We start from the raw sequence: 12,544 nt of genomic DNA, 5'->3' as shown, positions 1-12,544 counted from the left end.
ACTCGTTGCCTATACCCCGGTGCGGGGGTGCACGTTCAGTCTGCAACGTACTGTGAGCCCATGAGTGTGGAACTCGATGAAATCCGCCGCTTCCTCGCAGAACAGGAGCCCTTCGCCCACCTGCCGGAGGCTGACCTCGACGCGCTGCCGGCGAAGATGACGATGACCTATGTCCGGCGCGGCGACACGGTCATCACCTCAGGCAACGACAACGACCATCTGTTCATCGTCCGCTCCGGCGCGGTGGACGTCACCGATGACTCCGGGGTCCTGCTCGATCGACGAGGCACCGGTGATTCCTTCGGCTATTCGGCGATGCTGCCCGGGGTGAGAGGGGACTACCTCGCCGCCCCTGATACGCACGGCCCGTCGTACTACACGATGGTCGCCGTCGAGGACAGTCTCCTGCTGACCCTGCCCGGCGCGGACCTGCTCGAACTCGTCGGCCGCAATCCCGATGTCGCCCGCTACTACGCGGGGCTCTCGGTGCGTATCCGTGCGGATGCCGACCGCCTCCGCCAGCGCGCCGGCACCGACGTCCTGCGTCGTACCGTCGCCGACATGGAGCACCACTGTCGGGACCTGGTCACCGTCGACGCGTCGGTGGCTGTCGCGGAAGCCGCCGCGCTGATGGGGGAGCAGCGGGTCTCCTGCCTGCCGGTGGTGGACAGTGCAGCGGAAGGACGCCGCCTCGTGGGCATCATCACCGACCGGGACCTGCGTAACCGTGTTCTCGCCGCCGGGGTGGACGCCGGCGTCCCGGTCCGTCAGATCATGACGCCTGACCCGGTGTCCGTCGAACCGGAGGGCACCGTCTTCGAGGCGATGCTGCGGATGAGCGACCTGCACATTCATCACCTGCCGGTCACCGATGCCTCGCAGGGCGGTGTGCTGGTCGGCATTCTCGCTGCGTCCGACGTCATGCGCACCATGCGCAATGACCCGATCTACCTCACGGCTGACCTGGCCAAGGCCAGCACCGACGAGCAGATGAAACGCATCGTCGACGACGCCGCGACGATGGCCGCCGGGTTCATCGAGCGCGGCGCGTCGCCGGAGGAGGTCAGTGAGCTGCTCACCGTCGGCCTGGACTCCCTGGCCCGCCGGCTGCTCACGCTCGCCGAGGAGGAGCTCGGCCCGCCGCCGGTGCCCTACGGTTTCGCCGTGGTGGGGTCACAGGGCCGTCGTGCCGCCGGTTTCGCCTCCGACCAGGACAACTGCCTGGTGCTCTCCGATGACTACGACGAGGACGCCCACAGTGGGTACTTCGCCGCCCTGTCGGCCATGGTGTGCGACGGGCTGGCCGCGGCCGGTCAGGTGTACTGCCCCGGGGACATGATGGCCTCCAATCCGGCATGGCGGATGACGGTGGGGCAGTGGGCGGACATCTTCCACACCTGGGTGACGGCGCCGGACCCGGACGCGCTGCTCTATGCCCAGACCTTCTTCGACATGCGTGTCGTCCACGGTTCCCGTGAGCTCGTCGAGCAGGTCCACCGTGCCGCGGTCGCCTCGGCCAAAAGCTCCGGACGCCTGCATGCCCAGCTCGCGGCGCTGGCGGTGCGCCGGGAACCGCCACTTGGGGTCTTCCGTGGCCTGGTGGTTCGCCGGGGTGGCGACTACGCCAACACCCTCGACGTGAAGAAGGGCGGGATCGCCGCCATCGTCCAGATTGCGCGGCTGTACGCCCTCGTCGCCGGGGCACCGGTGGTGGGGACCGGCCAGCGCCTCGCCGCAGCCGCACAGGCAGGCGTCGTCTCCGCGAAGGGGGCCCGCGACCTCACCGACGCCTTCGGGGTGCTGACCGGCCTGGCGCTGCGTCATCAGGCGCGGCAGCTGCGCGCCGGGGAGACCACCGACTACGCCGTCGTCCCGGATGCGCTGGGGCGGCTGGAACGGGAGAACCTGCGCGACGCCTTCGGCATCATCAAGTCCATCCAGTCCGCCCTGACCACCGCCTACCCGGTCCGGAGCACGTGATGGGGTTTCTGCGGCGCCGGCGCCGCGTCGACCTGTCCCCACCGGCCCCGGACACCCCGTTGGGGACGCTGCCGTTGCTCGCGGTCGATGTGGAGACCACCGGGCTGGACCCGAAGAAGGACCGGCTGCTGTCCATCGGGTGGGTGCCGCTCGATGGCAGGGTGATCGACCTGTCCGGTGCACGGGAGGTGATCCTGCGCGACACGGTCGACGATGACACAGGTGTGGGCACGTCCGTGACCCTGCACGGCCTCACCGATGATGCGGTGGCGGCCGGCATCCCGGCCGGTGAGGCGCTCGGGCAACTTCTCGAGGCGGTCGAGGGGCGGGCGCTGCTGGCCCATTTCGCGGTGATGGAGACCGGGTTCCTCGACGCGGTGTGCCGGCAGGAACTCGGGCTGCGGTTCGAGGTGCCGGTGGTGGACACCCTGGACCTGGAGCGACGCCACATGGAGCGGATGGGCACCTACCCGCGCGGTGAGGACCTGCGGCTGCCCCGGGTACGGTCGCGCTACGGACTACCGTACTACGGCAACCACCGGGCGGTCACCGACGCGCTGGCGTGCGCTGAGCTCTACCTCGCGCTGACGGCGGGCGGGGAGGGGGCTCGGAAGTTCACCACGCTACGTTCCACTCAGGTGTGACATTCCTCACCCGAACTTCCCACGATATGGGCATTTTCGTCCATTAATGCCGGATCAGGGGCGGTGGGTGGGTGACACCCAGGACACTCTCTGTAGGGTGTCAAGACATGCGTATCTCCCGAATTGCACACCCCGAAGGCATGGCCTTCGCAGTCGTGGAAGGGGGCCAGCCGGACGGCACAGGTGCGACCTGCCGCGAGATCGCGGGTCATCCCTTCGGCGAGCCCGAGTTCACCGGCCGCAGCTGGCCGTTCGAGGATGTCCGGCTGCTCGCCCCCATCCTCCCCTCCAAGGTTGTCGCCGTCGGCCGTAACTACGCCGACCACGTCAAGGAGGTCTTCAAGAAGTCCGCGGAGCACCTTCCCCCGACGATCTTCATCAAGCCCCCGACAGCCGTCGTCGGTCCGCAGGCCCCGATCCGTATCCCGGAGTGGGCCACCCGCGTCGAGTTCGAGGGCGAGCTCGCCATCGTCATCGGCAAGCCCTGCAAGGACGTCAAGCGCGACGACTGGAAGTCCGTCGTCCTCGGCTTCACCATCGTCAATGACGTGTCCTCCCGCGACCTGCAGTTCGCTGACGGCCAGTGGGCTCGTGCCAAGGGCCTGGACTCCTTCTGTCCGCTGGGCCCGTGGATCGAGACCGACCTGGACTTCGCCGAGCTCGACAACCTGCCGATCAAGGCGCATCTCACCCACGACGGTGCCACCGAGACCAAGCAGAACTCGAACTCCGACCAGATGATCAAGTCCATCCCGGAGATTGTCGAGTGGGTGTCCTCCGCGTTCACCCTGCTGCCCGGCGATGTCATCTGCACCGGTTCCCCGGCCGGTACCGCCGAGATGGTCCCCGGTGACTCGATCGATGTCGAGATCCCCGGTCTCGGCCACCTGGTCAACCCCATCGAGCGCTACTAGAGCTACCGGCGCACAGAAGGACGCCCCGACCTCCACCGGGAGGTCGGGGCGTCCGTCGTCACTGCCGGATCAGGGGAGCTTCGGCAGCTGGATGTTGAGCGCGTTGCCCAGGCCGATGACGGTGGAGATGCTCGCGATGGTGTCGAACGGGTTGTCGGTTCACGCGGAGGATCCGAGGGAGAGGATGCTCTAACGGAGCTTCATGGATGTGTCCTTGTCAGCAGGTGTCTGGTGGTCGACCGATCGTCGACCGGTCCGGCGTCTGTGACGCCTTCCGACCATGTTTCTGGCCGCTGTTCCGGAACGTCGATTACGCAACTGCTGGTCAAGTCACAAGGCTGGATACAGAGGTTTCCGGGGGACTTCTACACCGCGCGCAGTGCTGCCGGCACATTGAGGGCCCGCAGAGCGGTCTGGAGCTTCGCGGTGGTCTCCGCGGCTTCGGCGGACGCCGAGGAGTTCGCCACGATCCCGCCACCGGCCCATGCCCGGGCACCGGCTCCGGCGACCTCGGCACAGCGGATGGAGACCATGTACTCGCCGTCACCGTTGTCGCGGCACCAGCCGACGAAACCGGCGTAGAAGTCCCGCGGCTCCTCGACCTCGTCGATGATCCCGAGGGCCTCATGGGTGGGGTACCCGCCGACCGCTGGGGTGGGGTGCAGCATGAGAGCCAGATCCAGGGCGGAGGGGCCGTCCTCCGGCACCGTGCCCTGGATCCGTGTGCCCAGGTGCCACATCTCGTTGGTCTGGATCAGCTCCGGGCGGTCCGGGACCGACAGCTCCGTGCAGACCGGGGACAGGACCCGTTCATAGTGGTCGGTGACCCAGCGATGCTCTGAGAGGTCCTTGACCGAGTCCTGGAGCATCCGGCCGACCGTCACATCGGCGTCCCGGTCACGCAGTCGCGCCGCCGAGCCCGCCAGAGGCAGGGCCTCCACGGTGGTGCCGCGGCGTCGGATCAGCAGTTCGGGGGAGGAGCCCACGAGCATGGTGTCCTTGTCGTCGTGGCGTCCGGTCGCGCCCAGGTCCACGGCGAAGCCGTCCCGGCGGGCGGAGAGGTCGATCATCCGGGCCGCGATGAGCAGCGGGTCGACCTCCTCGGCGAACTCGACGTCGACCGCGCGGGCCAGCACCACCTTCTCCAGGGTCGAGTTCTGGATCGTGGCGATCGCCGCCGCCGCCGTGGTCTGGTGCTCCTCGCTGGTGGTCAGCGGGGTCACCGAGAGGACCTCGGCCTTCTGTCCGGCGTCCAGACCGCGGTAGTGCGCCGGCGGCTCCAGCGGCCCCTCGGATTCGGTGATGACCTCCGGGACGGTCAGTGCCGCCCGGTTGGCGGTGTCGAAGGGGACCGCGCCGACGATGAGCCCGGCGTCCCCGTTGCGCAGTGCGGTCGCGGCCTCGAACGGATCCGGCCAGTTCGCCCGGGACCCGCGCGTGCGCAGGCTTCCGGAGGAGCGCGACAACAGGAAGTCCGGGGCGGTCGCGGGGCGGTCGAGGTAGGTCACGCAGACAACCGTACCCAGCGGTCACGGGTGACAGAAATCACGTCGTCGCTATCCTCGCCCCAGATAGGGCATCCCCGTCGCGGTGACGGTCACCGTGTCCACGCTGACATCCGCCGGCAGGTCTGCGACGGTGACGAGCAGCCGGGCCGCCTCGGTGGCGTCGAACATCGGCTCGGTGGAGCTGAAGGTGGACAGCAGCTCCGTACGGGCGTTGCCGATATCCAGTTCGGTGGCGGTGATCCCGACGTCACGGCCGTCGAGCGCGGTGGAGACGGTGAGGGACGCCACGGCGGCCTTCGACGCGGCATAGGCGGCGACTCCGGCGCGCGGGGCATGGGCGGCGATGGACCCGTTGTTGATGATCCGGCCCCCGCCGTGGGACGCCATCCAGGCGAAGACCTCCCGGGTGCACAGGAAGGTGCCGAGGGTGTTGGTACGCAGGGTGTGTTCGAAGGTCGCCGCGTCCACCCCGTCGATGCGGCCGGTGGGGCCGGGCGTGCCGGCGTTGTTGACCAGCAGGTCGAGCCGGCCGTAGCGGCCGGTGACGGTACGGACCGCCTCGGTGACCGAGGCCTCGTCGGTGACGTCGCAGACCACCGCGGAGTGTGGCCGGGGACTGTCGGCGGCGGCACTGGCGGACGCACAGGCGGTCACTGTCTCGCTGAGTGAGGACAGGGTGCGGCCCAGGGCGGCGACGGTCCAGCCGTCACGGGCCAGGGCGGTGGAGAAGGCACGGCCCAGGCCACCGCCGGCGCCGGTGACCACGGCGACGCGGGAGATGCCGGACGCGGGAGTGTTCAGGGACCTCATGAGGCCGATGGTACGGGAGGGGTCAGATCTCCAGCGGCACTTTGGTGCCCCGACCGTCCTTGAGCTCCTCGACATCGTCCTCCAGTTCACGGGCCGGACGCGTCACGACCCAACCGGTGGTGGGGTAGTGGCCCTGCGCCATCGCGTCGATGACCTCGCGGAAGTCGGCCGCCGGACAGGCGTAGCTGTGCAAAACCGACCGCTCCCGGGCGAGCAGCACCATCGTCGGGTTGAAGGGGAACTCACGGGTGTGGATCGCCACGACCACCATCCGGCCCAGCAGGCCCAGCAGGCCCAGCAGGCCCAGCAGGCCCAGCAGGCGCAGTACGGCGGTGAAGGCTGCCGCGGACCCGGCGGCATCGAATCCGACGGTCGGACGCTCCGGGCTGACGAGTGCCCGCACCTGCGCCGAGGAATCGGGTGCGGTGGCGTCGACGACCTGTGCACCGAGCGCTGCGGCGGCCTCCTGACGCTCCGCCGAGGGTTCGGAGAGGACCACGTTCTCCACCCCCCCCTGTGCCCGCCCTGTGCCCGCAATGCGAGAAACAGCCCCAGTCCGATGGGGCCGGCACCGGCGATGACCACGGCGTCCTCCGGGGTGACCTCGGCGAGGCGGACCGCGTGCCATGCCACGGCCATCGGCTCCACCAGCGCGCTGAGCTGCAGGATGCAGCCGGAGGTCTCCGGATCGTCGATGAGGTGGATGCCCGAGCCGCAGATGCCGTTGAAGGCGGGGCGGATCCGGACCTCGCCGGAACCGGGGGAGGCCGGGGTGAGCTTGTCGAAACGGACGTCGTGGGCACCGTGGACGGTGGTGGTGTACGTGGAAGCACTCCTCGATGATTGAAAGAAGATTCAGTTTCAGGGTCTGACGGAGTAGCCGGCGCGACAGTGCCACACTGGGTGAGGTGAAACTCGCCCCGGACGCGTACTGCACCGCGATCAACTGCTCCATCGGCCGACCGCCCGGCGACCCCGACTTCGACCGGGCCCGTGCCCTCGGCATCGACCGGATCGAACTGTGGTGGCCCTGGACCACGCCCGAACCCACCGACACCCAGGTCGACGACCTCGTCGAGGAACTGAAACGGCGGGAACTCACCCTCGTCGCCCTGAACTTCTGGGCAGGGGACCTGGACTTCGGGGAGCGCGGCGTCCTTCACCGGGAACCGCTGAGCCGGCGCCACCTGGAGGCGCACGCGCGCCTCGCGGGCAAGACGGGTGCGGAACTGTTCAATCTCCTCGTCGGCCGCGACGGACGGCAGATCACCGACACCCAGCGCGAACGGATCGCCGCCGTCGCAGAGTCCGTGATCGGGCGACACCTGGGGACCGTCCTCATCGAACCCAGCCGCAGCCCGGAACCCGGGCCCACCGACTACCCCGTGCAGACCATCGCTGACGCCCACGAGATCATCGACTCCACCCCGGGCACCGGCCTGCTCGCCGATCTGTGGCACCTCGCGGGAACCGTCGGGGACAAGGGGATCACCGACTGGCTGGAGGGCCTGCGCTGGAACGGGCAGCTGCCGGCCCATGTCCAACTCGCCGACGACCCCGGGCGCTGCGTGCCTGAGAGCGGGGTTCTGCCGCTGGATGCCTGGCTGTGTGATCTGGAGGCGGTGGGCTACACCGGCGAGGTCGCGGGGGAGTGGATGTGGTGAAATAGACGGTTATGAGTGACATTCGCGTCCGTTTCTGCCCGTCGCCGACCGGGACCCCGCACGTCGGCATGGTGCGCACCGCACTGTTCAACTGGGCCTACGCCCGCCACACCGGCGGCAAGCTGGTCTTCCGCATCGAGGACACCGACGCCGCCCGCGACTCCGAGGAGTCCTACCAGGCCATCGTCGACTCGCTGAGCTGGCTCGGGATGAGCTGGGACGAGGGTGTGGACCCGGTCGGCGGCCCGTTCGCCCCGTACCGCCAGTCGCAGCGTATGGATATCTACGCCGATGTCCTGCAGAAGCTCAAGGACGCCGGAGAGGTCTACCCTGCCTACTCCACCGCGGAGGAGGTCGAGGAGCGACACAAGGCCGCCGGCCGCGACCCCAAGCTCGGCTACGACAACTACGATCGCGAGCTGACCGACGGCCAGATCGCCGCTTTCGAGGCTGAGGGACGCAAGCCCGTGTGGCGGCTGCGGATGCCGCAGAAGACCTGGACCTGGAATGACCTGGTCCGTGGTGAGGTCAGCGTCGAGGCCGCGAACGTGCCTGACTTCGTCGTCGCACGTTCCAACGGTGCTCCACTGTACACCCTGGTCAACCCGGTCGATGACGCGCTCATGCAGATCACCCATGTGCTGCGCGGTGAGGACCTGCTGCCGTCGACCCCGCGCCAGCTCGCCCTCTACGAGGCGCTGGAGCGCATCGGCGTCGCGAAGTTCACTCCGGAGTTCGGCCACCTGCCGTTCGTCATGGGTGAGGGCAACAAGAAGCTGTCGAAGCGCGACCCGGAGTCCAACCTCTTCAACCACCGGGACGCCGGCATCATCCCCGAGGGCATGATCAACTACCTGTCCCTGCTGGGCTGGTCACTGTCCGCCGACCAGGACATCTTCAGCGTCGACGACCTCATCGCGAACTTCGACGTCGCCGATGTGAAGCCGAACCCGGCCCGCTTCGACCAGAAGAAGCTCGAGGCGATCAACGCCGACCACATCCGGCTGCTGGAGCCGGCGGACTTCGCGGCCCGTCTGCGCAGCTACCTGGAGGAGTACAAGGGTTTCCCGGCGGACTACCCGGCCGAGAAGTTCACCTTCGCCGCCGACCTGGTCCAGACCCGCATCAAGATGCTCGGCGACGCCGACGGTCTGCTGCGCTTCCTCGTCACCGCGGACGCCGACCTGGAGCTTGATCCCAAGGCCGCCAAGAAGAATCTCAAGGAGGACGCCGTCGAGGTGCTCGACGCCACCATCGAGGAGCTTGAGGCACTGGGCGAGGGCGAGTTCGTCACCGCGACCATCGAGGCGAAGGTCGGTGGTCGGCTCATCGAGAGCATGGAGCTCAAGCCTCGTAAGGCCTACGGTGCACTGCGTGTCGCCGTGACCGGCGAGCAGGTTTCCCCGCCGCTGTTCGAGTCCATGGAGCTGCTGGGCCGTGAGTCCACCCTCGCGCGGCTGCGTGCGGCCCGGGCCGTCACTCCCTTCGTGGCGCCTGAGCAGTAGGGAACCGGCAGAGGACAGGAACTACCTGCAGGTTTGCGCCCTGTAGGGGCGCGGGCTACAGTAGTCCCCGTTGCACGGCAGGGGGCACCGTTTCACGGAGTCTTCTTCACCGTCGTAATGATTGGCCTATGGTGTAATTGGCAACACAGCGGTTTCTGGTACCGTCGTTCTAGGTTCGAGTCCTGGTAGGCCAGCTGAAAAGCTGGAATCTCCTTCTACTTTTCAATGCTCCGTTCGTCTAGCGGCCTAGGACGCTGGCCTCTCACGCCGGTAACACGGGTTCAAATCCCGTACGGAGTACCACGCATTCTTTCGCGAGAGTGCCTTGTTTTTGGCCTATGGTGTAATTGGCAACACAGCGGTTTCTGGTACCGTCGTTCTAGGTTCGAGTCCTGGTAGGCCAGCGGAAATACTTTTTCGCGGTATTTCAACTGTATATGCTCCGTTCGTCTAGCGGCCTAGGACGCTGGCCTCTCACGCCGGTAACACGGGTTCAAATCCCGTACGGAGTACCACTTGAAGAAAGTCCCGTTCCCATACTGTCCCCGGACAGAATGGAACGGGACTTTCTGCGTGCGACGCCTCCGGTTCGATCGGTCTATTCTGGGGCGCATGACCATGCCCAGGAATCTGGTCCTCGTCCGGCACGGACAGAGCGAGGCCAATGTCATCCAGAAGCGCGACAAGGCAGGTGACCAGCGACTCTTCACCGAGGCGACGATGCTCGTCGCCGACCGGTCCTGGCGCCTCACCGAAGCCGGGGTGGCACAGGCGAAGACGGCGGGGCAGTGGATCCGGGAGAACATCGACGACTTCGACCGGTGCATCACCTCGCCGTTCGTCCGGACCCGGGAGACCGCGGCGACCCTCGGCATCCCGGACGCGTCCTGGGAGGAGAACCGTGTGGTCCGGGAGCGGTCCTGGGGCGAGATCTCCCCGCTGCCACGGGCGGTCTTCGAGGAGCAGTACTCCCACAATGCACTGCTCAAGCGGAAGGACCCGCTGTACTGGTCCCCGCCGGCCGGCGAGTCGATCGCCGAGGTAGCAGAGAACCGGGTGCGCAACCTGCTGAGCACCCTGCACCGGGAGAGTGAGAACCAGAACGTCCTCGTGGTCTCCCACGGTGACTTCATGTGGTCTACCCGCCTGGTGCTGGAACGCTGGAGCGACGAGGAGTTCCTCAGGAATGACAAGGACCCCACGATGACCATCCACAACTGCTCGGTGGTGCACTACACGCGCATCAACCCGGAGACCGGCGAGGTGGAGCCGAAGATCCGGTGGGTGCGCTTCGCCCACCCGCGTCGTGACCCGGAGACCGGGGAGTGGCACATGCACGTCCAGGGTTGGAAGTCCTTCGAGCGCCGCTACCTCACCAGCGAGGAGCTGCTGGCGAAGGCGGAAGAGCAGGCGAGGATCCTCACCGCCGGCCAGTGACCACGCCTGCCCGCAGGACGCTGGGACGGACCAGGCCGTTCTTCGTCGGGCCGACCTCGACGGTGACGTCCGGGGTGATGATGTCGGAGCGGTTCGTGTAGGCCATGAGATACTCGTCGAAGGCGGGCAGGGAGATGTCCGCGTGCTCCGGGGAGACGGCGTCCGCCAGTTCTGCGGCGGTGACATCCGCCTGCCAGTCAGCCAGGTACATCGTGCGGCCGTCGTCCGCGGATGCCTCGGTCACGGAGCCGGAGGCCACGGCGAGAGCCGTGCCCTTCTTCGCGTCGGTGACGGTCACTCCGGTCCACCAGGCGAAGTCCTTCACCGTCGCCGGACCTCGGGAGTGGAAGTAGCGGGTGGCCAGGGTGCCCAGGGCGTCCTGGCCGGTGAGCCTGACGGGATCACTGACGGCGACGTCATGGAGCACAAAGGTCTCCTCCCGCCCGGCAGGGACGCCCTGGATGATGTCGCCCTCGCCGCCGAAGTGGCGGAGCATGTGCGGGCCACGTCCACCGTCGGGATCCACGCCGGCGTCCCGGAAGACCCCGTAGCACTGGGGCCGGGTCAGGGAGGTGCCGTCGGCGAGGGCGTCCAGCAGGGACGCGCGGCCCAGCTCGACGTCGGCGTCGGTGAGACCCAGCTGTCCCCGGCGCTTCGCCGAGGCGCGTTGGACACGCGGTGAGCACAACAGTGTGATCCAGCGGACGTCCCGGGCGGGGAGGTAGTGGTGCGTGCCGCGCTGGGACCAGCTGCGCACGACACCGGCCGCGGTGAGGTCGGCAGGGGAGAGGGAGTCCGACCCGGTGCGTAGCGCGAGGGCCTCGCGGCCGGCGGCGGCGTTCTGGGCCTGTACGGCGGTGAGCCAGGTCGCCGTCTCCGCCAGAGACCCGGGCTCAGGGCGGGCCGCTGAGGGGGCCAGCAGCTGGGCGATGAGCCGGCGGGCGCGGAGCTCGGTGGTATCGGTCAGGGCAAGGGTCATACCGCGAGGCTACGTCAGTGTCGGATGCGCAGTATCTGAGCAGGTCACACTGTATTTCTGCCGTCGATTAGGCGTTCTGTGCGACGTTCCTATATAGTTCAACGCGTTGCAGAGAGCGGCGCATGCCGGATCTCACCAACGAATGCTCCGTTCGTCTAGCGGCCCAGGACGCTGGCCTCTCACGCCGGTAACACGGGTTCAAATCCCGTACGGAGTACCGACAGGCAAAGCCCCGCACCAGAACTTCTGGTGCGGGGCTTTCCGCTTGCGTGAGTCACTGCGTCCGGTGTCACCGCCGGCGCAGTCTCCTACCGCAGGTGCTCCTCCAGGTCCATCGCCGCGGCGTGCAGGGCCTCACGGTGGCGGGCGGCGGGGGAGGGGCCCATCCGGTCGATCGGCCCGGAGATCGACAGCGCGGCGATGACGCCCGTGGCGTCCCGCACCGGTACCGAGGTGCTGGCCAGCACCGGCTCGCGCTCGCCCATGGACTCGGCGATCCGGGCAACCCGGATCTGCTCCAGATCGGCGGCGGTGTAGGTCGCGGTCTGCAGGATCTCGTCCTGGAAGCTCTTGGGGGAGAAGGCGACGAGGATCTTCGCCGCGGACCCGGCGGCCAGCGTCATCCGGGCACCGACCGGGACGGTGTCGCGAAGGCCCAGCGGGGGCTCGGAGGTGGCCACGCAGATGCGCTCGGCACCGGAGAGTTTGTAGAGCTGGCAGGACTCGCCGGTACGCTGGACCAGCGACGGGAGCACGTACTCCGCAGCTTCGTCGAGGCGTGCCGAGGACTTCGGTGCGAGCTCGGCCAGGGCCGGACCGGCGGTCCACTGGCCGTCGTCGAGTCGCGTCACCATGCGGTGCTTCTCGAGGGCGACGGCGATACGGTGCGCGGTGGCGCGTGGCAGGCCGGTGGTCTCGCAGAGTTCGGAGAGACTGTGCGGTCGTCGTGCGACGATGCCCAGGATCAGCAGCGCACGGTCAAGTACCTGGATGCCGCTGGTGACGGGTACCGGGACGTCAGAGGTAGTTCCCATAATCTGATATACTACATTCCATCCAGTGGAACTGCCAGGACCGGGTCCCGGACTGACTACCCGGGGCAT

Annotated in this window: 12 protein-coding genes and 5 tRNA genes; 12 read left to right on the top strand and 5 right to left on the bottom strand. The window is 68.0% G+C overall.

Annotated elements, in window-relative coordinates; genetic code table 11:
- Positions 1–60 precede the first annotated feature (60 nt).
- The 3 genes from ACZ9GM_RS06415 to ACZ9GM_RS06405 all read left to right on the top strand — a co-directional run bounded on the left by ACZ9GM_RS06415 (position 61) and on the right by ACZ9GM_RS06405 (position 3,538).
- Positions 61–1,980, top strand: coding sequence for a putative nucleotidyltransferase substrate binding domain-containing protein (locus ACZ9GM_RS06415; RefSeq protein ID WP_291473268.1), 1,920 nt, complete (start codon positions 61–63; stop codon positions 1,978–1,980).
- Positions 1,980–2,624, top strand: coding sequence for an exonuclease domain-containing protein (locus ACZ9GM_RS06410; RefSeq protein ID WP_291473267.1), 645 nt, complete (start codon positions 1,980–1,982; stop codon positions 2,622–2,624). Before ACZ9GM_RS06415 ends, ACZ9GM_RS06410 begins: the two co-directional genes overlap by 1 nt.
- 107 nt (positions 2,625–2,731) lie before the next feature.
- Positions 2,732–3,538, top strand: a complete 807-nt coding sequence (locus ACZ9GM_RS06405; protein ID WP_291473266.1) for a fumarylacetoacetate hydrolase family protein — start codon at positions 2,732–2,734, stop codon at positions 3,536–3,538.
- A gap of 365 nt (positions 3,539–3,903) precedes the next feature.
- Here ACZ9GM_RS06405 and ACZ9GM_RS06400 read toward each other — a convergent pair whose 3' ends face one another.
- From ACZ9GM_RS06400 to ACZ9GM_RS06390, 3 genes are read right to left on the bottom strand one after another with little or no spacing between them, the layout of a single operon-like run.
- Positions 3,904–5,046 (bottom strand): isochorismate synthase, encoded by a 1,143-nt coding sequence (locus ACZ9GM_RS06400; RefSeq protein WP_291473265.1) that lies wholly within the window; start codon positions 5,044–5,046, stop codon positions 3,904–3,906.
- A 48-nt stretch (positions 5,047–5,094) separates the two neighbouring features.
- Positions 5,095–5,856, bottom strand: coding sequence for an SDR family oxidoreductase (locus ACZ9GM_RS06395; RefSeq protein WP_291473264.1), 762 nt, complete (start codon positions 5,854–5,856; stop codon positions 5,095–5,097).
- Between the two features lie 22 nt (positions 5,857–5,878).
- On the bottom strand, positions 5,879–6,355 hold the full coding sequence (locus ACZ9GM_RS06390; protein WP_476037440.1) for a zinc-binding dehydrogenase: 477 nt from the start codon (positions 6,353–6,355) through the stop codon (positions 5,879–5,881).
- Between the two features lie 60 nt (positions 6,356–6,415).
- Between ACZ9GM_RS06390 and ACZ9GM_RS06385 the strand changes: the two genes are divergently transcribed.
- The 8 genes from ACZ9GM_RS06385 (at position 6,416) to ACZ9GM_RS06350 (ending at position 10,462) form a co-directional block, all read left to right on the top strand.
- The gene (locus tag ACZ9GM_RS06385) at positions 6,416–6,703 is read left to right on the top strand and encodes a hypothetical protein (protein ID WP_291473262.1); all 288 of its coding nucleotides are present in this window, start codon (positions 6,416–6,418) and stop codon (positions 6,701–6,703) included.
- A gap of 61 nt (positions 6,704–6,764) precedes the next feature.
- Entirely contained in the window at positions 6,765–7,520 is a 756-nt protein-coding gene (locus ACZ9GM_RS06380) for a TIM barrel protein (RefSeq protein ID WP_291473261.1), read from the top strand.
- 11 nt (positions 7,521–7,531) lie between these two features.
- Positions 7,532–9,025 (top strand): glutamate--tRNA ligase, encoded by a 1,494-nt coding sequence (gltX, locus tag ACZ9GM_RS06375; RefSeq protein ID WP_291473260.1) that lies wholly within the window; start codon positions 7,532–7,534, stop codon positions 9,023–9,025.
- Positions 9,026–9,147: 122 nt separating this feature from the next.
- Positions 9,148–9,219, top strand: a tRNA-Gln gene (locus ACZ9GM_RS06370).
- Positions 9,220–9,252: 33 nt separating this feature from the next.
- A tRNA-Glu gene (locus tag ACZ9GM_RS06365) sits at positions 9,253–9,328 on the top strand.
- 29 nt (positions 9,329–9,357) lie between these two features.
- Positions 9,358–9,429, top strand: a tRNA-Gln gene (locus tag ACZ9GM_RS06360).
- A 35-nt stretch (positions 9,430–9,464) separates the two neighbouring features.
- Positions 9,465–9,540, top strand: a tRNA-Glu gene (locus ACZ9GM_RS06355).
- A 97-nt stretch (positions 9,541–9,637) separates the two neighbouring features.
- Entirely contained in the window at positions 9,638–10,462 is an 825-nt protein-coding gene (locus ACZ9GM_RS06350) for a histidine phosphatase family protein (protein WP_291473259.1), read from the top strand.
- Here the strand turns inward: ACZ9GM_RS06350 and ACZ9GM_RS06345 are convergent.
- Positions 10,446–11,441 carry a winged helix DNA-binding domain-containing protein gene (locus ACZ9GM_RS06345; RefSeq protein WP_476037439.1) on the bottom strand — a complete coding sequence of 332 codons (996 nt, stop codon included), beginning with the start codon at positions 11,439–11,441 and terminating at the stop codon, positions 10,446–10,448. The two genes, ACZ9GM_RS06350 and ACZ9GM_RS06345, sit on opposite strands and share 17 nt — an antisense overlap.
- 144 nt (positions 11,442–11,585) lie before the next feature.
- On the opposite strand from ACZ9GM_RS06345, the gene ACZ9GM_RS06340 reads away from it, so the two are divergent.
- Positions 11,586–11,658, top strand: a tRNA-Glu gene (locus tag ACZ9GM_RS06340).
- A 91-nt stretch (positions 11,659–11,749) separates the two neighbouring features.
- Here ACZ9GM_RS06340 and ACZ9GM_RS06335 read toward each other — a convergent pair.
- Positions 11,750–12,475 carry an IclR family transcriptional regulator gene (locus tag ACZ9GM_RS06335; RefSeq protein ID WP_291473257.1) on the bottom strand — a complete coding sequence of 242 codons (726 nt, stop codon included), beginning with the start codon at positions 12,473–12,475 and terminating at the stop codon, positions 11,750–11,752.
- Positions 12,476–12,544: the final 69 nt, after the last annotated feature.

The organism is Corynebacterium sp. UD i78 (assembly GCF_056280545.1).
This window is presented reverse-complemented; position numbering and strand designations above follow the sequence as displayed.